The sequence below is a fragment of the Streptomyces sp. NBC_00490 genome (genome assembly GCF_036013645.1).
Taxonomy (GTDB): domain Bacteria; phylum Actinomycetota; class Actinomycetes; order Streptomycetales; family Streptomycetaceae; genus Streptomyces; species Streptomyces canus_F.
The window spans coordinates 10,295,762-10,316,524 of record NZ_CP107869.1 but is presented as its reverse complement, the minus strand read 5'-3'; the positions used below and the strand labels follow the sequence as shown (position 1 = coordinate 10,316,524).

At 67.3% G+C, this 20,763-nt stretch carries 18 protein-coding genes and 1 pseudogene; 10 read left to right on the top strand and 9 right to left on the bottom strand.

All coding sequences use genetic code 11. The features are described from left to right. Window positions 1-4: 4 nt before the first annotated feature. Window positions 5-457 carry a hypothetical protein gene (locus OG381_RS47235; protein ID WP_327722154.1) on the bottom strand — a complete coding sequence of 151 codons (453 nt, stop codon included), beginning with the start codon at window positions 455-457 and terminating at the stop codon, window positions 5-7. Window positions 458-473: 16 nt separating this feature from the next. Next, a complete protein-coding gene (locus tag OG381_RS47230) occupies window positions 474-1,652 on the bottom strand; it encodes a phytanoyl-CoA dioxygenase family protein (protein ID WP_327722153.1) in 1,179 nt (392 codons plus the stop codon). A 109-nt stretch (window positions 1,653-1,761) separates the two neighbouring features. Between OG381_RS47230 and OG381_RS47225 the strand changes: the two genes are divergently transcribed. Both OG381_RS47225 and OG381_RS47220 read left to right on the top strand, forming a co-directional pair. After that, window positions 1,762-2,784, top strand: a complete 1,023-nt coding sequence (locus OG381_RS47225; protein ID WP_327722750.1) for a LacI family DNA-binding transcriptional regulator — start codon at window positions 1,762-1,764, stop codon at window positions 2,782-2,784. Between the two features lie 714 nt (window positions 2,785-3,498). Further along, window positions 3,499-3,729, top strand: coding sequence for a helicase associated domain-containing protein (locus OG381_RS47220; RefSeq protein ID WP_327722152.1), 231 nt, complete (start codon window positions 3,499-3,501; stop codon window positions 3,727-3,729). Between the two features lie 26 nt (window positions 3,730-3,755). Here OG381_RS47220 and fxsT (OG381_RS47215) read toward each other — a convergent pair whose 3' ends face one another. Next, window positions 3,756-6,083, bottom strand: a complete 2,328-nt coding sequence (fxsT, locus tag OG381_RS47215; protein ID WP_327722151.1) for an FxSxx-COOH system tetratricopeptide repeat protein — start codon at window positions 6,081-6,083, stop codon at window positions 3,756-3,758. 364 nt (window positions 6,084-6,447) lie between these two features. Next, window positions 6,448-6,609 carry a hypothetical protein gene (locus OG381_RS47210; protein WP_327722150.1) on the bottom strand — a complete coding sequence of 54 codons (162 nt, stop codon included), beginning with the start codon at window positions 6,607-6,609 and terminating at the stop codon, window positions 6,448-6,450. Between the two features lie 15 nt (window positions 6,610-6,624). On the opposite strand from OG381_RS47210, the gene OG381_RS47205 reads away from it, so the two are divergent. Next, window positions 6,625-6,858, top strand: a complete 234-nt coding sequence (locus OG381_RS47205) for a helicase associated domain-containing protein (protein WP_443062074.1) — start codon at window positions 6,625-6,627, stop codon at window positions 6,856-6,858. 25 nt (window positions 6,859-6,883) lie between these two features. Here the strand turns inward: OG381_RS47205 and fxsT (OG381_RS47200) are convergent, their stop codons facing one another. From fxsT (OG381_RS47200) to OG381_RS47190, 3 genes are all read right to left on the bottom strand, one after another. Then, window positions 6,884-9,352 (bottom strand): FxSxx-COOH system tetratricopeptide repeat protein, encoded by a 2,469-nt coding sequence (fxsT, locus tag OG381_RS47200; RefSeq protein ID WP_327722148.1) that lies wholly within the window; start codon window positions 9,350-9,352, stop codon window positions 6,884-6,886. A gap of 197 nt (window positions 9,353-9,549) precedes the next feature. After that, window positions 9,550-9,711, bottom strand: coding sequence for a hypothetical protein (locus tag OG381_RS47195; protein ID WP_327722147.1), 162 nt, complete (start codon window positions 9,709-9,711; stop codon window positions 9,550-9,552). A 424-nt stretch (window positions 9,712-10,135) separates the two neighbouring features. After that, the gene (locus OG381_RS47190; RefSeq protein ID WP_327722146.1) at window positions 10,136-10,327 is read right to left on the bottom strand and encodes a hypothetical protein; all 192 of its coding nucleotides are present in this window, start codon (window positions 10,325-10,327) and stop codon (window positions 10,136-10,138) included. A 909-nt stretch (window positions 10,328-11,236) separates the two neighbouring features. On the opposite strand from OG381_RS47190, the gene OG381_RS47185 reads away from it, so the two are divergent. From OG381_RS47185 to OG381_RS47165, 5 genes are all read left to right on the top strand, one after another. Then, window positions 11,237-11,386: a hypothetical protein gene (locus OG381_RS47185; RefSeq protein WP_327722145.1), complete on the top strand. Its 150-nt coding sequence runs from the start codon at window positions 11,237-11,239 to the stop codon at window positions 11,384-11,386. A gap of 247 nt (window positions 11,387-11,633) precedes the next feature. After that, on the top strand, window positions 11,634-13,136 hold the full coding sequence (locus OG381_RS47180; protein WP_327722144.1) for an AlbA family DNA-binding domain-containing protein: 1,503 nt from the start codon (window positions 11,634-11,636) through the stop codon (window positions 13,134-13,136). Between the two features lie 42 nt (window positions 13,137-13,178). After that, on the top strand, window positions 13,179-13,571 hold the full coding sequence (locus tag OG381_RS47175) for a helicase associated domain-containing protein (RefSeq protein ID WP_327722143.1): 393 nt from the start codon (window positions 13,179-13,181) through the stop codon (window positions 13,569-13,571). A 1,383-nt stretch (window positions 13,572-14,954) separates the two neighbouring features. Next, window positions 14,955-15,956, top strand: coding sequence for a helix-turn-helix domain-containing protein (locus tag OG381_RS47170; RefSeq protein WP_327722142.1), 1,002 nt, complete (start codon window positions 14,955-14,957; stop codon window positions 15,954-15,956). A gap of 594 nt (window positions 15,957-16,550) precedes the next feature. Then, entirely contained in the window at window positions 16,551-17,318 is a 768-nt protein-coding gene (locus OG381_RS47165) for a transposase (RefSeq protein WP_327722141.1), read from the top strand. Between the two features lie 75 nt (window positions 17,319-17,393). Here OG381_RS47165 and OG381_RS47160 read toward each other — a convergent pair whose 3' ends face one another. Both OG381_RS47160 and OG381_RS47155 read right to left on the bottom strand, forming a co-directional pair. Beyond that, entirely contained in the window at window positions 17,394-18,269 is an 876-nt protein-coding gene (locus OG381_RS47160; protein ID WP_327722140.1) for an NAD-dependent epimerase/dehydratase family protein, read from the bottom strand. Then, a complete protein-coding gene (locus OG381_RS47155; RefSeq protein ID WP_327722139.1) occupies window positions 18,256-18,921 on the bottom strand; it encodes a nucleic acid/nucleotide deaminase domain-containing protein in 666 nt (221 codons plus the stop codon). Before OG381_RS47155 ends, OG381_RS47160 begins: the two co-directional genes overlap by 14 nt. Before the next feature lie 411 nt (window positions 18,922-19,332). Between OG381_RS47155 and OG381_RS47150 the strand changes: the two genes are divergently transcribed. Both OG381_RS47150 and OG381_RS47145 read left to right on the top strand, forming a co-directional pair. Then, entirely contained in the window at window positions 19,333-20,142 is an 810-nt protein-coding gene (locus tag OG381_RS47150) for an alpha/beta hydrolase (protein ID WP_327722138.1), read from the top strand. Window positions 20,143-20,373: 231 nt separating this feature from the next. Further along, window positions 20,374-20,511: pseudogene (locus OG381_RS47145) on the top strand (IS5/IS1182 family transposase); the annotation flags it as partial. Between the last annotated feature and the right edge of the window lie 252 nt (window positions 20,512-20,763).

The following is a 20,763-nucleotide window of genomic DNA, read 5'->3' as shown; positions in this document are numbered from 1 at the left end:
GCGGTTACCGCTCCTTCGAGCGCAGCTGGGCCGACGGAATCCTCTGGGTGAAGAAGAGGGCCAGCAGCGCAGCAAAGGCCAGGATGGCGAGCGCCGCGCTCAGGCCGTCGAGCCTGGCGGCGGCGTTCGCGTCCAGTGCCGCCTGGGACACCTGCGGGCTCACGTTGGCTTCATTGAGGGCGGTCTCCAGCTGGGTGTCGGACAGGAACGGTGTACCGCTCTGGAGCTGGACAGTCGCCTGGCTCGTCATGCTGTCGGGGGCCGCCGGATTCGCCCCGATGCTGGCCAGGAAGGAAAACGTGAGCGCGGCGATCATGATCGATCCGGCGAGCTCCTCGACCCGGCGGCCGGCGAAGACGACGGTCGCACCTTCCCGTACGGCGGCCTGCACGATGCCGGCTCCGACGCCCTGGCTGCCACCGTTGACCAGAACGATCTTGCTCTGAAGAAGTGCCAAGAGTGCTGTGCCCCTTTCAGCCGCGGCGGCGCTCGGCGCCAGCCTGCAGTTCCTGGCGCAGTCGGTCGTGGGTCCAGCCCTCGGTTACGGCTTGCCAGACAGTGTGCGCCTGGGAGGGCGGTGCGAGACCGTCGACCGGGGGGTCGAGGTCCAAGTTGGTGGGGAAGGGGTAGCCCTCAGCAGTGGCGGCGACCACGCGGCGAAGCCAGTCCTGCGAAACCCCCTCGGCCTTGCGCCGCAGCAGCACCGGGAAGAGCGCGTTCGCCATCGCCTCGCGGTCCACTGTCTCCATGGCGCGGCCGAATGCGGAGGAGATCTGCAGCAGGTTGGCCATGCGCCGGATGGCGTGCGAGCGGTTGTGTCCGGCGGCATGGAAGAGCGCGGGGTTGAAGAAGGCCGCGTCGCCCTTGGCCAAGGGGAGCTGGACATGGTGGGCATCGAAGTACTCGACGAACTGCGGGAGTCGCCAGGCGAGGTAACCGGGCTCGTACTTCTGCGAGTGCGGCAGGTAGAGCGTCGGGCCGGACTCGACGGGCATGTCGCAGTGGGCGACGGCGCCCTGGAGGGTGAGCACGGGCGACAAGCGGTGGACATGCGCCGGATAGGCCGCGACGCGTTCCTGGGTGAGGAAACCGAGGTGGTAGTCGCGGTGCACGCTTTGCGCGGCCCCGCCCGGGTTGACGACGTTGACCTGGGAGGTCACCTGGTAGGCAGGGCCCAGCCAGGCCTCGGAGATCAGCGCCAGCATGTCGTTGGCGTAGTAGTCGGCGAACACCTCGGGGGACCGTACGGCCACCTTGTCCAGTGCATTCCAGACTCGGTCGTTGGCGCCCGGCTTGGCGAAGTGATCGCCGCGGGCGGTGCCGCCCGCGCGCTCCTCCTCAATCAGCGCGGTGAAGGCCTCGGAAGCCCGGTCCACGACCGTCGCGTCGGGGAAGGCGCCCTTGAAGAGCACGATGCCGGGTCCGTCGAGGAGCGCCCTGATCAGCTCGGTCTGTACCTCGCGTCGGCCGTCAGCGGTAGCCGTCAGGCTACGGAGCCGGTCGCTGTCGTAGAGGGGAACATTCTGCTCGACTCGCTCTGCCAGAGGGTGGTCGGCCGGGTCGGCGTCCTGCTCGACGAGCAAGCGGAACGCGTCGAGATCGCAGTCGTCCTCGGTCAGCCAAGTCCGTGATCGCGCAGCGGTGAGGGACATGCGGGGTCCTTTCGCAGTGCCTGCATTTCTGCCAGTCTTGAGGGATCACGCCCATCAATCAATCCTCTCGAATAAATCAAAAGTCCATCATCGTCTTCAGGGAACCGTCATGCGCCACCCCTACCCCATCAGGGAAATCGCCCGGCAGGCCGGACTGAGCACCGCGACGGTCGACCGGGTGCTCAACAACCGGGGCAGCGTCACCGAAAGCACGATCAGGGAAGTGCATCAAGCGATCAAAGACCTGGACCGTCAGCAGACCCAGGTCCGCATCGGGGGCCACACCTTCATGATCGACATCGTGATGCAGGCACCGGAGCGGTTCTCCGCCGCCGTACGCGAGGCGCTCGAGGCCGAACTGCCTGCCCTGCACCCCGCCGTCGTCCGCTCACGTTTCCACTTCCGCGAGACCTGCCCGCCCGGCGAGATGACCGGCATCCTCGACAAGATCGCCAAGCGTGGCACGCAGGGTGTGATCCTCAAGGCTCCCGACGTGCCTGAGGTCGCCGCCGCCGTAGGGCGACTGGCCGCGGCCGGCATCCCTGTGGTCACCTTGGTGACCGACCTGCCCCACAGCGCGCGCCTGGCCTACGTCGGCATCGATAACCGCGCGGCAGGCGCCACCGCCGCCTACCTTCTCGAACAGTGGCTCGGCGGCCGACCCGGCAATGTGCTCACCACCATCAGCCGGGGCTCCTTCCGAGGCGAGGAGGAACGCGACATGGGATTCCGCAGCGCGATGCGCCTCGCGCAGCCCAGACGCTCACTGGTGGAGGTCACCGACAGCGACGGCCTGGACGCCACCCAGCGCGACCTGGTGCTCGAGGCGCTCAAGCGCGACGAGGACATCGTCGCGGTCTACTCGATGGGAGGGGGCAACTTTGCCACGCTGGACGCCTTCGACGCGCTGGGCAGGCCGTGTGCCGTCTTCATCGCGCACGATCTCGATCACGACAACACCCGTCTCCTGCGCGAGCGCCGTCTCTCTGCGGTGCTCCACCACGATCTGCGCCAGGACGTGCGCCGCGCTTGCCAGACCATCATGCGCGCCAACAAGGCACTGCCGGACGGCGGCCCGCCCCTGCCCTCGGCGATCCACGTGGTCACGCCGTTCAACCTGCCGCCCGCGTGACGGGGGAATGTTCCTCGAATGAATGGGCCGGTGTTGCCGCCAGAAGTCGGCAGTCGGCTCCCAGACCGCCCTGCGGTGTTCGCGGCCTCCCGGCTGCCATGTGACAGGCCCTCCGGGGCATCGAGGGCCGTCGCAGTGGCTGTCACCCCGAAGGGCGTCCCTGCGAGCGAGCAACATGGCAGACGCTGATCCCAGGCACCGGAGGCAGGCACCGCGGAGGCCTCATCATCAAGCCGGCTCTTCTCCGACGGGGCCAGTCCGTCACGGTGACGGTCCTCGTCGATGGGGAAGAGAAGCCGGTGCGATGTGCGCAGTTTCCGCTGATCGATGTAGAGCAGTCCACCATGCCTCCCGCTTCCTTCCCCCGTGAAGTGGCGAACGCCTTTGAGGGCACGGCCCTTTACATCGGACCGTTCAGGATCCGTCTCGGTCGCTGAGAGCGGGCTTTGGGACGGTACTGAAGGGAGGCGACGTGATGTGGATTGCTCGAGGATGCAGTGCTGGCGCAGCAAAGCCGACCGGTCTCGAAGGGCAGGGCATGTAGCCAGGTGGGACGAGCTGACACCGGCCCAGCGCTACCGCCTGGAGAGCCTGGGCGTCGCCCCTGAGCGCGGACGCGAGTTCCGATCGGTGCGGCTTTCCCAAGTGGGACCGGCTCCTGCCCGGCCGGCAATACCTGCTGGAGACGCTCGGTGTGATTCCGAGAGCCAGGCCGTGGCGGTGCCAGTACGGCGTTCGCAGAGCGACCGGTGGACGGCCAACCTCGCGGCCGCCCGTCAGTTCCACGCGCGGGAACGGCACTCGCCGCCGGCGCGCGAGCACGTCGAGGTCGTCGACGGCGAGGAGATCAGGCTCGGGTCCTTCCTGGACAACACGCGGCGCCGTGCGGCCAGACTGCCGGCCGAGCGGCGTGCGGATCTCGATGCCCTCGGCATGCGCTGGTAGAAGATCACAGGCCGGGGGTAACGGGGTCAGGACTTTTCGCCCTCAGCCTGCTTCCGCTTCAGCCACTCCAGCGCACCGAATGCGTTCAGCGTGTCCGGATGGTCCGAGCCCAACGCCCGACGGCGCACCTCCAGCGTCTCCTCCCCCAACGCCACCGCCTCATCCACCCGACCCACATCCGCCAAACAGATGGCCAGGTTGTACGCCGTGAGCAGCGCGCCCGGATGCTCCGACCCCAACACCCGACGCTGCACCTCCAACGTCCCCTCCCCCAGCACCACCGCCTCATCCACCCGACCCACATCCGCCAATCGGACAACCAGTGCGGTCGACGTGAGCAGTGTGTTCGGATCCTCCGATCCCAACACCCGACTGCGCGTCTCCAGCGTCTTCTCGTCCAGGGCGAGAGCTTCCTCGTGCCGTCCCAGCGACCACAACCGGACGGCAAGGCTGTGGGCGCTGACCAGGGTGTCGGGGTGGTCGTCACCGTAGAGGCGTCGGCGGCGGGCGAGGGTGTCCTCGTCCAAAGCGAGGGCCTGTTCATGGTCTTGGGTGTCGTGGTAGGCGCGAGCCAGGTTGTGGGCGGCATGCAGGGTGTCGTCGTGGTCCGGGTCCAGCTGCTGCAGGCAGGTGTCATACAGCCGTTGCAGCCGCTCCCGGGCCGGGCGGGCCTGCCCGCGGTCCATCAGATACCAGCACGCCACCCCCACCACGTACCGTCCCCAGCTGGTGGTGAGCAGGGCGGGGTCGAGGGCCAGGGCGTGCGGGAGCAGAACCTGCCAGGCCGGCCAGGACCGCGGCTCACCGGTCCGGCCGGGGTATGCCGCGGTCAGGAGTGCTTCGGCATCCGCCACCGCCCGGTCGTGCTCCTGGCCGGTCATCTGCCCCTTCAGCATGTCCTGGGTCAGGCGGTGCAGTTGCAGAGTGCCGCCCTGGACGCGGGCCAGACCATGCCGGGCGACCACCTCCACCGCACCCACCGCCTCCAGCCGCGAACCCACCGTCTCCTTCAGTAGCGGAGAGGTCTGGTCAGGGAGGTGGCCGGCGCAGGTGGTGAGGGGGAAGGGCTCGGGTGCCAACAGGGCCAGCGCATCCACCACCGTGGCGGCACTGGGGTGGTCAGTCTTGAGGCGGGTGCGAGTGAGGTGGACCTGCGCGGCCAGCGCGGCCGGGTAGCCGAACGGATGCCCCTGCGCCATCACCTGCACCAGGTTCGCCTCCAGTTCCTCCTTAAGATCCGCCGCCGACAAACCCCGGGTCAACAGCGCGGCCGCCTGCGCCAGCGCCAGCGGGAGATCGTCGAGGGTGGCGGCGATGTGGTCGGCGTCCGCGTCGGTGAGGACGGCGCCCTGGGCGCGCAGCAAGGTCACCGATTCGGTGCGGGAGAGGGTGTCGATGTCGAGGGGGACGGCGTAGTTGTTCCAGTGGGGGTTGCGGGAGGTGATCAGGACGTGGCCCCTTCCGCCGGGCAGGAACGGGACGAGGGCGTCGGGGTTTTCGGCGTTGTCGAAGATGAGGAGCCAGCGGTCCCGGGTGCGCAGCTCGCGCAGGAGCGCGGCGATCGCCTCAGCCGCGGGTGTTGCTGCGGGTACGAGTTCTTTGTCCGCAGCAAGCCGGGCCAGCTGGTCGGGGATCAGGGCGGGGTCTTCCGCGGCGATCCACCAGGCGCATTCGTAGGCGCCGGCGAAGCGGTGCGCGTACTCGATCGCCAGCTGGGTCTTGCCGACCCCGCCCCGGCCGTGGAGGGCGTGGACGGCGACCCGACTGGCTGGTACAAGCTGCTGGTGAAGATGGGCCAGGAGGGTGTCGCGGCCGGTGAAGGCCGCGTTGCGGGCCGGCAGGTTCCATACCTCAGGCAGGCTGCCGGGCAGCCGCGGCCCACTCTCGTCGCCTGCCCGGGCGCGCATTCCCTGCGGGCGCGGTGGTGATGTGCCGGGTCTGGTGGGGCCGTTCACCGCGCGCAGCAGCGCCTGGCGGGCCTCGTGGTCGTGCAGTCCGAACAGGTCCGGGGCCAGGAGGGAACTCAGGATCGGCGGCGGGGTGGCCTCCTCGATGCGGACCGGGACGATCTTTTCCTTCCGGGCCAGGACCGCGGTCCACTCCGACGTGGTGAACCGCTCGAGCTCGAAGTAGGCCGGAGAGAACAACGCCAGCATCCGGCCCCGCTCCAGGGCGGCGTTCATCTTCAGGATGAAGTTGTCGCCCGCACCCCAGTCCCAGTCGTCCAGCTCCACCCGGTGCCCGGCCTCCGTCAGCTGCCAGGCGATCCACTCCGCCCACGCCCGGTCCGCCCCGGCGTGACTGATGAACCACACCTGGTCCGACGTGCCGTCCGACGCCCCCGTATCGCTCATCCGTGCCCCCGCACCGTGCCGCCGTACGTCACCAACCACCCTATGACCAGCAGCCCTTGACCGGCCCCGCGTTCACCAGCATCCATCCCAGGCACCGGGAGGATTCGGGCGGGCCCGCGTTGCATGCCGTCGACGCGGATCCGCCGCGTTGCTCCGCGAAAGAGAGGAGCGCCTCGACAATGCTGCGCCCGCCAGGACGGGGGAGCCTGGCGGGCGCACGAACAGTGTGGCACGCAACGGCCAACTACTCTCCCGGAACGAGCAGCGCAGCCGCGCCGAGACCAAGACCTATGACGGCGCTGCCGGATATCGAACCCGGGTGGGCCCATAGGGGTGCGAGATCGGCTGGCCACCCTCGTATCGGCTAGCGCTCGCGCATGTGCAGGTGGGCGGGGCGCTCCCGGCCGGGCCGGGGGACGTTGTCGTCCAGGGCGAGGACCTCGGGGTGTGGATCGCCGGGCAGGTGGCCGGATGGGACCGGCTCGTGCCCGTCCAGCAGTACCTGCTTGAGACGATCGGTTTGCACCCCGAGAGCGTCGGCATGCCGGTGGTGCCGACGCGGCGCTCGCAGGACGAACTGTGGGAGCGGAACATGACCGCAGCCCGACAGTTCCACGCCCGCGAAGGACACCTGCGTGTACCTCGCCAGCACCGCGAGATTGTTGAGGGCGAGCTGCTCGGGCTGGGGTCGTTCATCGCCAACGCCCGCAGGAGGGCCGCAAAGCTGAGCCCCGAACGCCGTGAAGCCCTCCACGCGTTGGGGATGCGCTGGTAGACGTCCGCAGGCCGGGACAACGAGGTCAGGACTCTTCGCCCTCGGCCTGCTGGCGCTCCAGCCACTCCAGCAGACCGACCGTGCCCAGCGTGTGCGGATGCTCCGACCCCAACACCCGACGCCGCGCCTCCAACGTCTCCTCACCCAGCACACGCGCCTCTCTCACTCGACCTGCATCCGCCAGGTCGACGGCCAGGTTCGACGCCGTGTTCAGCGTGTTCGGATGCTCCAACCCCAACACCCGACGCTGCACCTCCAGCGTCTCCTCCCCCAACACCACCGCCTCCCCCACCCGACCCACAGACGCCAACCAAATGGCCAGGTTCGACGCCGTGATCAACGTGTCCGGATGCTCCAACCCCAACACCCGACGCCGCGCCTCCAGCGTCTCCTCCCCCAACACCACCGCCTCCCCCACCCGACCCACAGCCGCTAGCCGGATGGCCAGTGCGGCTGCCGTGTTCAGCGTGTCCGGATGCTCCGACCCCAACACCTGACGGCGCGTCTCCAACGTCTTCTGGTCCAGGGCGAGGGCTTCCTCGTACCGTCCCAGCGCCCACAGCCGGACGGCAAGGTTGTGGGCGCTGGCCAGGGTGTCGGGGTGGTCCTCGCCGTAGAGGCGTCGGAGGCGGGCGAGCGTGTCTTCGTCCAGCGCGCGGGCGCGTTCGTGGTCCTGGGTGTCGTCGTAGGCGCGGGCCAGGCTGTGGGCGGCCCGCAGGGTGTCCACGTCGTCAGGGCCCAGCTGTTGCAGCCAGGTGTCATGCAGCCGTTGCAGCCGCTCCCGGGCCGGGCGGGCCTGCCCGCGGTCCATCAGATACCAGCACGCCACCCCCACCACGTCCCGGCCCCGGCTGGTGGTGAGCCGGGCAGGGTCGATGGCCAGGGCGTGCGGGAGCAGAACCTGCCAGGCCGGCCAGAACCGCGGCTCACCGGCCCAGCCGGGGTCGGCCGCGGTCAGGAGTGCTTCAGCATCGGCCACGGCCTGGTCGAGCTCCTGGCTGGCCATCTGGCCCTTGAGCATGTCCTGGGTGAAGCGGTGCAGTTGGAGGGTGCCGCCCTGGACGCGGGCCAGACCGTGCCGGGCGACCGCTTCCACCGCACCCACCACCGCCAACCGTGAATCAACCACTTCTTTCAGGAGGGTGGAGGCCTGGTCGGGGAGGTGGCTGGCGCAGGTGGTGAGGGGGAAGGGTTCGGGTGCCAGCAGGGCCAGCGCATTCACCACCGCGACCGCTCCGGGATGGTCGGTTTCCAGGCGGGTACGGGTGAGCCGAACCTGCGCGGCCAGCGCGGCCGGGTAGCCGGGCGGATGCCTCTGAGCCATCACCGCCACCAGGTTCGCCGCCAGCTCCTTCTTCAAATCCGCCGCCGACAAACCCCGAAGAAGCAGCGCGGCCGCCTGCGCCAGCGCGAGCGGCAGATCGTCCAGGGTGGCGGCGATGTCGTCCGCGTCCGCATCGGTCAGGACGGCACCCTGGGCGCGCAGCAACGCCACCGACTCGGTACGGGACAGGGTGTCGACGTCGAGGGGAACGGCGTAACTGTTCCAGTGGGGGTTGCGGGAGGTGATCAGCACATGCCCGGGGCCGCCGGGCAGGAACGGGGCCAAGGCGTCGGGGTCTTCGGCGTTGTCGAAGACCAGCAGCCAGCGCGAGCGCTCCCCCAGCTCACCCAGCAGCAGCTCGACCGCAGCGGCGGCCAGGGTGCCGACTGGGGCAGCGCCGGTCCGGGCGGCGAGAGCGGCAAGCTGGTCGGGGATCAAAGCCGGATCTTCCGCGGCAATCCACCAGGCCAGTTCGTACTCGCCAGCGAACCGGTACGCGTACTCCACCGCCAGCTGAGTTTTGCCCACCCCGCCCCGGCCGTACAAGGCCTGGACCGCCACCCGCTGCCCGGACGCCAGCGCCTCACGCAGGTGCACCAGGAGACTGTCGCGGCCAGTGAAAGCCGCGTTCCGGGCGGGCAGGTTCCGCACTCTGGGAAGACTCCCGGGCAGACGCGGGCCGCTGGCTCCGACCTGCCGCAACACCCCACCCGGGCCAGGGAAGGGCGGCTCCTCATCCGGCCGGGACGGGCCGTCGACCGCCTCCAGCAACACCCGACGAGCCTCTACCGGGCTCAGGCCGAACAGGTCCCGGCTGAGCAGCGGGCGCAGGATCGCCGGCGGCTCCACCGCGGTCACCCGGAGCGGGGTGATCTTCTCCCGCGTCGCCACCATCGCGGTCCACTCCGGCGTGGTGAACCGCTCCGGCTCAAAGTACGCCGGGGAGAACAACGCCAGCAGCCGACCGCGCTCGAGGGCGGCGTTCATCTTCATAACGAAGTTGTCGCCCGCACCCCAGTGCCAGTAGTCCAGCTCGACCTGGTGCCCGGCGTCCAGGAGCTGCCAGCCGACCCACTCCGCCCATGCCCGGTCCGCACCCGCATGACTGATGAACCATTGCCGGTCCGACGTGCCGTCAGATGCCGTGCCGGACCCATCGATCGCGCTCATCGTGTCCCCCCGAAACCACGCTCCCCGTGCTGCGTTCCAGCGTATGGCCCGCGTGCCTGCCGGGACCTGGTCTTCACGGTCCTCCGTCCACGGCGGGGTGCACTCGCCCCCGGCACCGGATCCGAGACCATCGTGGCTGGCCGTGGCAACGGACAAGGGCCGTGCTGCGTACGGCGAAGCGTGGTGTGGCTGGCCTGTCAGGTGCAGGTGATGTCGAAGACGTCGCCGGTCGTGCCGCGGTTGGCGTCTGGCGAGGTGACTTCCACGGTCATGCCGCCCTGGACGCGCTCGCCGGGCTGGGTTCCGGTCAGTTGAACCGTGAACTCCTCGTGCTGCTCGTTGGTGGTGGTGAAGGTCATCGTGCCTGTGGCGGTCCTGGACTCCGCGGGCGATCAGCTGGTCGTCGGGATGCCACGTGTACTCGACCGTGCCCGGGCGCTGGGCGGCCGCGCTGAGGGTGAAGACGATCGGCTGCGAGCAATCTGCCGCGTCCAGGCGTGGGGAGGCGTTCACGCCCCAGCCGCCCAGGACCGGGCCTTCTGCCTGGTCGGTGGTGGGATCGGTGATGGTCACGGTGGGGTCGGTGCTGGTCTGCGACTGCTGGCCCGTGTCGGTCTGGGTGGCGCCGGGACCGGTGGAAGAGTCGGCAGTTTTCGGTGCCTTCTCGCTGGGCTGAGGCTGAACGCCACCGCCGTTGCCACCTGTTGTCGTACCACCAGGGTACGGCCCAGCCTGGGGGCTGGTGGCGGCGCTGCTGGCGTCGGCCTGGGGGTCGTCGTCGCGCTACAGGGGCAGGCGCTCGAGGAGATAGCCCACCGCGAACACGACGCAGACGACCGCCAGGACCACCGACCAGATCTGCGCGTGCAGATGCCCGGCCCGCGGCGCCGGTGCTGAATCCCCAGAGGGGCCCGGAAGGGGAGGGTGCCGGCTGGGATACCCCGGCCGGTTCAGGGGGACTTGGGTCTGTTTCATCCGCGGAAACAAAGCCTTCGGACTCCAGCGGTGCGAGGTGGCGGCGCAGTGCGTGGTCGGTCTGGTCCAGCAGGGCGTCCACGGCGGGGGGCCTGCTCGCGCCGGGAGGCGGGGTGACCAGTGGCTGGGGCGGTAGCGGGATGCCGGCGCGGGCCACTTGGTGGAGCAGGGCGGCTGCGTCGTCGCGCAGTTGGACGGCATCGGGGTCGTCCTCCTCACCGTTTGCGGGTAAGGGGTGCGAGGCCCGGATCGCGACCATGGCCTGCTGCCGCTCGCGCGCGCGGGCGACGTCCCGCAGATATTGGTAGTACGGCACGTGCTCGGGGTTCTTGACGCCGACCGCGCGCAGATACAGCTGCCAGAGATGCTCCTCGGCCTTCTCCGTCAGCGGCTGGCCCACCAGATGCGGCACCAACGCCACCAGCGCGACCAACTGCTCGTACTCCGGCAGCTTTCGCCCGGACGCGATCCGGCTCAGCGTCGTCAGACTGTAATCCGCGCCCAGCCGCTGGCTGATCTCCGCGTACGTCACTCCCTCGTCCTTGAGCCGGTCGAAGAAGACGGTGCGCAGCGCTGCGACGAACGCCAGCCGCTCCGGCCCCAGATCGGCCCCGTCCAGTGCTTTCCGCGGCCGGCCCCGCCCCCGCTGCCGTCCCGGCACACCATCCGCTGACCCTGTGGTCATCCCGCTCCCCCACCACACGCCAGAGGCAACCTCTTTGTTTCACCCCTGACCTGCATCTATTTAGCCTTGTGCAAGATTTTTCGGTCTCCAACAGTGGTGCCGCACCGGGTCGAACCTCGGGTGCCCACCACGTCATGAGGAGACCAGCATGGCCAACGACGGCTACTCTCCGCGTTCAATCCGGCACATTCACCCGGCCTCTCCCACACAGGCGGAGGCCCCCCGTGGATGACTTCGCACGCGAGTTCGCCGCCAACGTCCTCTCCGGCCTCACCGTCACCACCCTGAGCCTGACCACTCAATGGCTGTGGGCCCGCATCCGACACCGCGGCCACACCCCACCCCCCGACACCGACGACAGCCCTCACCCATAGCCGGCACACCGCGCGCTGCCAGGACCTGAGCCGATCTTCCCTGTCAGGAAGGTCCTGGGACAGCGGCTGTTCCCCGCTCGGCGTTCGGGTCCGCCGGGTCCGGCCGTGGAGCCTGCGACAGATCGCGCGGCGAGACTGGTCAGCCGCCCCTTGCCTCTCTGCGGCGCAGGACGAGGTGGGAAAAGGGCAATGAACGTGGTCCATGGGTCGGGCATGCTGGCCTCACATGCGATGAACGGAGAACGGCATGCTCGATTTCGACTCCTCCCGGGCTGTGGTGGGCCTGCTCGAGCGGCAGCTCCTGATCAAGGCCGTACTGAGTGCATCGGCCGCTGATGAAACACAGTGGCTGGAGTGGAAGTCGTCGCTTGAGATGGATAAGGCACATGGGCAGTTCACAGTGGCCAAAGCGATCCTCGGTTTCGCCAATCGCATGCCGGACGTTGCCAGCAGGTGGACCGAGGGCCATGCCTATCTTCTGGTGGGCGTAGAGCCGGGCAATCTCTGCGGGACTCCCCAGCATGACGGCGCGAACCTCTTTCCCTGGCTGAGTAAATACGCAGGTGAGGCAGTGCGCTTCGACGTGACGTACGTTCCCTTTGACGCTGGATCAGGTACTGCGCACGTCATGTTCGTTGATGTAGTCCCTCCACGGTGGGGAGATCCCCTGCATACCTTGCAGAAGACCTATGCGGACTTCCAGAACGGCACGATCTTCGTCCGGCGGCCGAGTCAGACCATTCCCGCCCGCGCTGTCGACATCGAGGCACTCTCCGCGAGGCTGATACATCGCGAGCAGCAGATGGACATCGAGGTTGCCGTTGCCGACGGAGCCGTCCTCGATCTTCACGTTGACGAACGCCAACTCGAAGACACTCTGGATGCGAAGCGGCGCGTGCTGCTGTCGTCACTGCCTCCGCCGAGGCGCGTGCCTTCCACAGACGGGGTGATCAGGATCGAATCCCGTGATGGTCGCCCCCGCGCCAAGTTGAGCGGGCAGTACGGCCTGTCGGTGAAGGACCTGGAGGAAATGGAACGTCGGAGACGTGAAGGCGAGGCACTTTCCGATGAGGAGCAGCAGGCTTTCGACCGGCATCAGGAGCGCCTGGACATCGCAGCGATGGCCATGCAGTTGGTGGTGTCCAGGGACGTGCGGTCGCACGATGAATATCGGGCGGAAGTCGACGCCTACATCGAGAAGTGCCGGCAGCAGCTTCCGTCTGCACTCTGCGTCACAGCGGCGTTGCGCGGTACGCCCTTGCTGCTCCGTCTCGACAACCGAACAGACCTGATGCTTCATAAAGTGCAGGTCATCGCCACTTTGAGTCCGGACCAGATCCCCGTCATGGGCGTCGCGCGCAAGAGCACCGTGTCCGATCCTGTTGTGATTCCCTGGCCGGAGCCACCGCCCGCCTACGGCGAGAAGACCCCGATGTCGTTGGGCGCTTTCCCGAAAACGCCGGGTTTGAGCTCGCTGATGGGTACGGCCGAAGCGAGCCGCCGACCAGTGACCGAGCGACCCGAGATCCTCAAGTCTGCAGAAGGTCTGTCCATCCGCTTCCCACCAGTCGACCTGCGTGCCCACGCCTCAGAGTCTCTGCCTGCGATCACCCTGTTCGGGCGAGACATCCCGGCGGACAGCACAGCCATCCGATGGACCGCAACCTGTACCAACCTCAACGGCAGGCAGGAAAAGGCCCTCCAAGTCCCGGTCTGTCACACCACGGTGCTGCCGCCGCCGGAAGACTGAGGAGAGCGGCTGAACACCCGCGTATCGGCTGGTCTCGCGCATGTGCAGGCGGCCGGGGCGCTCCCGGCCGGGCCGGGGGACGTCGTCGTCCAGGGCGAGGACCTCGGGGTGTGGATCGCCGGGCAGGTGGCCGGGTGGGACCGGCTCGTGCCCGTCCAGCAGTACCTGCTGGAGACCATCGGTGTCGATCCGGAGGCCGAGACCGTGGCGGTGCCGGTACGGCGTTCGCAGAGCGACCGATGGGCAACCAACCTCGCGGCCGCACGCCAGCTCCACGCCCGGGAAGGGCACTTGCAGCCGGCGCGCAAGCACGTGGAGCTCGTCGACGGCGAGGAGATCAGGCTCGGGTCGTTCCTGGACAACACCCGCCGCCGCGCCGCGAAGCTGCCGGCAGAGCAGCGTGCGGATCTCGACGCCCTCGGCATGCGCTGGTAGAGGGGCTGCCCGGGCACAAGCCATGGCGTGCCCGGGCAGAGGTCTGCTGGGAGTGGCTTAGTACTGACTTGTGGCAATGTGCGAGCGTGAATCTTCAGGACGCAGCAGATCTCAGTACGACGTTGGCGGCAATAGCCACGTGTGTGTTGGTGGGTTTCGGTGTCTATCAGCTCGCCGCTCTGAAACGTCAGCTTGAAATGGGCAGGCAGGCGACAGACGCTGCCGTTACCGCTGCGGAGGCTGCCTGCAGCGCGGTAGTGGAGACCATGCGGACGAGGCTGGACGAGCAGGCCCACCGGGTAGTGGTGTTGAGTGAGGCCCCCGAGTGGCCTCCGTTGAGAAATCCGGGCTTGGCTGGCATGCCTCAAGCAGGCGATCAGCGTTTGTTCGACTCCCTCACTGTGCACGCATCATCACTGGTTGGGCCAGAGGACCTCATCTTCCCGCAGGACACACACCAGTTGATGTGGTTCGTGGTACGCGGAATTGTGACCAATGAGGGGCGCTCTAGAGCTCGGATCCGTATTGATGGAGAGGGCCGTTTCATTGGCGGTGACTCACCGCTGCTGCCAGGTGTTTCGATCAGCCGTCCGCAGTCGGTCGGTGGAGCACGCAGTAGTTACCTCCTTCGAGAGCATGTGCTGCGCCCTGGCGAGACAGCCCTATTCGAGTGGGCAGCAGGAAAACCCGTCTCTGAATGGGCCGATGACTATGGACAAGGCGCGCCTCCTGTAGGTGCCTTCATCACCCTGACCGTTTTCGGCTCAGCCGCTCACGGTGTTGTTGATCATGTGAAAGTCGAACTCCAGGGTCGTCCGTTGGAGCCGGTGCCTCAGCGACATGGGCACTGGACGCTGGCGGACAACCCCCGTGCTGTGGACGTCGCTGTCTGGCCTACTCAGCGCGAGTACCTCGGTGCTGGCCCGCCCGTGCCCTCGTAAGCGGCAGTCTGAGCGGAGATCCCGCCGCTGCGAGCACAGCCGGGCAGCGCACCGATCCCCCGAGGCGGCGCCCGCCCGTCCCCACCTTCGTTCAAGCAGGATGGCACGCCATGGACCCAGCCATCGCCATCCGGTGTCGGCGCGGACGTGGCCGACGTAGTCGATGGCGGGGTCGATCAGCTGGCGAGCGGTATCGTAGTGGCGGTTGTGTGTCATGACGGAAGTCTGAGGAGGGGCGGGGCGTGTTCTCCGCCGTTGTTGACTTCGACGAGCAGGAGACCGGGCCTTTCGCCCTGGTCCTCGATGTGGACGTGCGCGATACCAATGCGGGGGCACCACCGGACGCAGCGCATCCTGGACTCCAGGAACACCACCCCCAACTCACCTCTCTCCTCCCGCTTGGGCGGACTTCGCCCGGCCACCGCTCAGGGCTGACCCCGGCATGATCGGAACGGTTTTCCGGAGCGACGACGTGCCCAAGGAGCACCGGTTCGAGTACTGGTGCGAGTTGATGCACCGGGCGATCGCCCCCAGTCACATGAGCAGCCTGTTCGCCGATGACTTCTGGGCGCAACAGCGGCTGCTGGAGCTGGGCCCGGTGCTGGTGTGGCCGACGTCGTACCTGCCCACGGCGTTTCGGCGTACCGAGAAGCTGGTGCGGCAGTCCGATCCGGAGATGTACCACCTGTCGCTGGTCCTCGGCGGCGACTTGGGGTTCGAGCATGTGGGGCGGGCCGAGGCGTACGGGCCAAGGGATCTGTGGGTTAGTGACACGTCGCGGCCCTACGAAGTGCACGTGCCGGCCGGCCTGGGCCGTCAGGTGCTCACCGGGGTGGGCGTGGACTTCCCCAAGGCGCTGTTGCCGCTGGCCCCCTCCCGTGTCCAACAGCTGCTGGGGCGGCGGCTGTCGGGGCGGGAGGGAGTGGGCGCCCTGCTGACGGGATTCCTGACCGGGCTGGAGCAGCAGGCCGACGTCCTTACGCCGTCCGACGCGCCCCGCCTCGGCACCGCCCTGGTCGACCTGTTGTCCGCCTGGTTCGCGCAGATGCTGGAGGCGGAGGACGCGCTGCCGCCGGAGACCCGCCAACGGGCACTGACGACACGCATCCAGGCGTTCGTTCGCCAGAACCTGCACGACCCCGAGCTGTCACCGGCCGTGATAGCGGACGCGCATCACATCTCACTGAGCTACCTGCACCGGATCTTCAAAGAAGACACCCCCGGTGAGACGGTCGCGGCCTGGATCCGCGCCCAGCGCCTCGAAGGCACCCGCCGCGACCTGGCGAACCCCAACCTCAGCTCCACACCCGTCCACACCATCGCCACCCGCTGGGGCCTGGTCCGCGCCCCCGACTTCACGCGCGCGTTCCGCAGAGCGTACGGGGTCTCGCCCATCGAGTACCGCGTACAGGTACAGGCGGAGACCGGGCAGGGGCCGGAGTAGACGCAGCGACAACGCAACCGTGGACGCGTAGACAACGACAGGCCCAATACTCACCACTCACACTGGTCTGACCATCTCACCGCATCCAAGGCATAGGGATTGACATGAGGAAAAGTTCCACGTTGGCCCTCACTGGCTGCCTCCTGATGGGTGTCGTGGCCAGCACCGGCACGGCATTCGCAGGCAGTAACAGTATTTTGCTCTATCCGGCGGCGGCATCTGGCTCTAACTGCGCCTATGGCGGCTATGGCCGATTTGTCGCCAACGGGGACTCGTTTGAAACCACAGATTTGTGTGCGGATGGCCATTCAGTAACCATCTATGCCGACGTGGCGCCATTTCGATCAGATCAGAACTCCTACGACTTCAAGTACGTGAACACAAAGGGTAGCGGGAATACTTATTCAGTACCGCACGACATTACGGAGGGAACAGATGTGTCCGTGAAGGTTTGCGTAACTGAAGGCACAGTCAACCTTACTTGTGACGGTTGGGCGACTGGCACGGCATAGGGCCCACTGGCATGCAAATGCATGTTTGTCGTTAGCTAAAGGTTGTCCCGTAACCACTGGCCACGACTGTGATGATCTTGGTGTGGCTGGTGTGATCACGGCGTCGGAGCCGTCTTGGATAGGTCCGTTCACCGGGCTGAGCCCGCGCAGCTTCGGCAAGTTGGTGACCACGGTGCAGCGTGAGAGTGCAGCCGAACCACGACTGGGGCGTCCGTGGGGGCTGCCGCTTGAGGACCGCATTCTCCTGGTCGCAGCCTACTGGCGCACGAACTTGACGATGCGCCAGCTGGCCCTGCTGTTCGGGATTTCGAAGTCGGCGGCCGATCGGATCATCGGCCACATCGGCCCATTGCTGGCATTGCCGTCTCGACGCCGGTTCGCGAGAGGCACGGTGCTGATCGCCGACGGGACGTTGGTGCCCACCCGCGATCACACGGTGGCCGAGCAGTCGAAGAACTATCGATACTCCACCAACCACCAGGTCGTCATCGACGCCGACACACGCTTGGTCGTTGTGGTCGGACGGCCACTGCCGGGCAACCGGAACGACTGCAAGGCGTGGGTGGAATCGGGAGCCAAGGCTGCGGTCGGCCGGACGACCGTAATAGCTGATGGCGGCTATCCAGGGACTGGGTTGATCATGCCGCACCGCCGCACCCATGGGGAGGAACTACCCCGCTGGAAGCGGGAGCACAACCGCTCACACAAGCAGGTCCGTGCACGAGTCGAGCACGTCTTTGCCCGAATGAAGACCTGGAAGATCCTCCGCGACTGCCGTCTGAAGGGCGACGGCATTCACACCGCGATGCTCGGCATCGCCCGACTGCACAACCTCGCCCTCACCGGATGACTCACGCCCCATCGTGGGCGCTGGCTCCTCACTTCGGAGAGCACCGGAACGCCCGAACAGCGGGCCAAGGGCGAGTCAGGGCCGGATGTGTTTCAACGTGAACTCGGGCAGGGCATACGGGCCGGCCTGTGGGGCTTCAGGATCGGCAGGGACATCGGCGTCAGTGATGTGCGACGCATGTGTTTCGGCGTCGTCGATGGGCGTGTAGGCCAGTTCGGATTCCGTGGGGAGTTCCCAGAAGCGGCGGGTGTTGGCAGAGACGGCGTACGCCGTGGCAAAGCGCGTGGAGAGCGGGGCAGTAAGTGCGGCGCGGCAAAAGCCGACGGCATCACGCGGGCTGAGCCAAGTCGCCAGGTGGCGTGACTCGGTGGGCGCTTCCTCGAAGCTGCCGATACGCAGGCAGATCACGGAAACATCGAACTTGTCCGCATACAGCCGCCCCAGGGCCTCGACAGCCGCCTTACTCACCCCGTACAGGCCGTCGGGGCGCACCGGCTCCTGTGGGCCAGTGTGATGGGCCGTGGGATAAAATCCGCTCACGCGGTTGCTGCTGGCCAGCACGACCCGTGGAATCGCCGCACGTCGGGCAGCTTCCAGGACATGGTGAGTGCCCAACACATTGGCGTCCAGAAGATGCTCAAGCGGTGCCTCGTCCGGCAAGCCGCCCAGATGGAGCACAGCGTCCGCACCCGAGAGCGCAGCCTCGACGGCGGTCGCGTCCCGAAGATCGACGCTATGGACCACCTCGTTCGCGGCCTCGACCTGGAGCGGAACGCGGTCGAGCAAGACCAAGCGGCTCACCTCACTGCGCAACGCCCGGCGCACGACCGAGCCAATGTTCCCTGCTGCCCCGGTGACGACCACTGTTCCCAGCCCCACTGCACACCTCCACCGTTCGACCACAGCAACGTCCTGATCCGGACAGACAGTGATCATCTCATCGCTGGTCACGACGCCCAACGGGTGGGGAGCCAACAGAAGCCTTGTCTGTGCTCCAAGGGAATGACCAACTGACGTACTTGATACCGGCAGTCAGAATTTTTCCCGCGCAGTTATGTGTGCCGTTGCAGGGTTGACGCTCTGAGTAGATTGCAACGATGTCCTTGCCTGCTTGGTTGAGGAGCTTTTCTTCAGCATGAAAGTCTTTGTTGGCGGACGCAACAATGACCTCGCCACTCTTGAGGAGTGCTGCCGCGTAGTTGCCTGTCTTTTTCTTGTCGATGAGGCGCTGGAGTTGCACCGCTTGGCTCAGGCGACCTTCCCCATACGCAATCTGCCCATGCCGGGGGTTGGCTATGGCGGTTTTTGCAGCCCAGGCATCCCATTCGAGAGGAAAGGGAACCATGGTCGCATAGAGCGCGGAGTTGTAGGCCGTGGGGCAGGTGATCTGTCCGCCACTGGCATAGCTGAAGGTGCCGAAAGTCAGGCCGTCGAGGAACCCCAGGCTGGCCTGACCGGTGACCTCGATCGCGCCGTTCGTGACCTTGTCGGAGAGGTGCTTGACCGCTTGGACCGCGGGGGGCTTGGTGGCGGTGTCGCGGTCTTCCTTGTGGCAGTTGTTGTTCCAGCCCCAGTTGCCTGTGAATCTCGATGCCCTCGGCATGCGCTGGTTGAAGGTGCGGCCGCCAGTGAGCCCTTTTCAACCTGGCGTTGTTGCTGGTCAAGGGGGGGTGGGCCGACTCGTCTGTGCCAGGCAGTGGCTCGCTCACCTGTGCGTCTGTTGCCACTTGCCGACAGCGGCACACGTGTCGGCGGAACATGACGGGACAGCGGCCGCGCCCGCGGGGCAGGTTGGAATAGGCTCAACTTCGAACGTGCCCGTGGCCCGTTCGTCGCCGGAGTGAGAGTCCCTGCAGTGGGCCCCTTGGTGTGCAACACCTCGGCCGTCGGCTGACCAGAGCGCTCTCCGACACGTGAAGAACCCCTGATCGAATGTCCGAACAATCCTTGGCTTCAGCGGGAGGTAGTTGTGTCACTGCCCCGGCACACATATCAGGTTCTGCCCACTAGACGGATGCAGGGGACCGATGTGCCCTGGCCGCACGACGTGCACATCGCGCTCCCCCCGTCGTACGAGCACGGTGACCGCAGCTACCCCGTCCTCTGGGTGACAGACGCGTCCCTCAGCTTCCCGCTCGCCGTCGGCCTGATGAACTGGCTCCACACCGTGCAGGAGATCGCCGAGCTCATCGTGGTCGGCGTCGGCGCTCCCGACGAGAGCGATCCCGCCGAGTTCGGCGCGCGTCGAACACACGACTTCTATCCGATGCCGAGATGGGTCAATGCAGGGCCCGGCGGCGCGCGTATGGAAGCACTGTCCAGCGAAATGGCGACGGGCGGCGGTGGCGCCGATGCACTGCTGTCGTTCCTGGTCGACGAGTTGCGCCCGCGGTTGGCGACTGAGTTCCGGTTCAACGACGACCACGGTCTCGTGGGATTCTCCGGCGGCGGACACTTCGTCGGCTTCGCCCTGCTCACCCGGCCGGCGGCCTTCGGCCGCTATTTGGCCAGTAGCCCTGCCCTCAGCGGATGTGAGGATCTGCTGTTCACGCTGGAGGCCGACTACGCCACGACCCACGACGACCTGGCGGCGAAGGTGTTCCTCGGCGCGGGCGAGGCGGAGCTCACCGATCCCTACCTGGCCGCCGCCGACATCGTTGGGTCGATGACCCGCATGTCGCAGCTGCTACGGCTGCGCAACTACCCGTCCCTGGAGCTCACCTCCCGCCTGTACCCCAGGCAGACCCACGGGTCGGCGTTGTCGTACGCGTTGAACGAGGGCCTGCGCACGCTGTACCCCTTCACCACCCGAAGCATCGGATGAGCAGATCCACAGCAGCAGTGCGAGACGAGTCGTCTGCCGGACCGAAACCCCCTCGTAGGCCCCGGTCTCCATTCTCGCCGAGCAGCCGGACTCCACCGTCACATCGACCGTCCGCAAGACAAGGAGCCTCTTCTAACCTCACGCGTCGACTGGGCAGTTGGCCTGACAAACGGATGAAGCCCTGATAGATGGGTTTTCGACCAAGAGAACCGTCTCCGCCAGAGGCTTCGCATGCTTGTCGACCCGTCCGGCGCCGACGTGTCCAACTCTCCCCTCCGCTTCCTCGCCGCCAGCCTGAGGGAACACCGGCGAGCCCTCGGCACCCGATCGCGGCGCCTGTGCCGAGCCAGGCGCAATCTCGTCTGCCTCGGTGCTCCCCCGTCTGCCATGCGTGTCCCCTCCCCCGCTGCCTCTGCAAAGAGCATGACGGGGATGGATGCCACCCGGGAAGAGCCGGGAAGGGGAGCGGAATCGCATGGGTGGGTGGCGCAGCCCGAGTGAGATGGCTGCCGTGCGCTGGACGGACGGTGAGCAGATGGCCGTGTTGCCGTGCGAGTCGTGATGGCAGCGATCTGGCCCGGGTGCCGGCACCGCAGGGCCCCTGTCAGGGGGCACCTGATG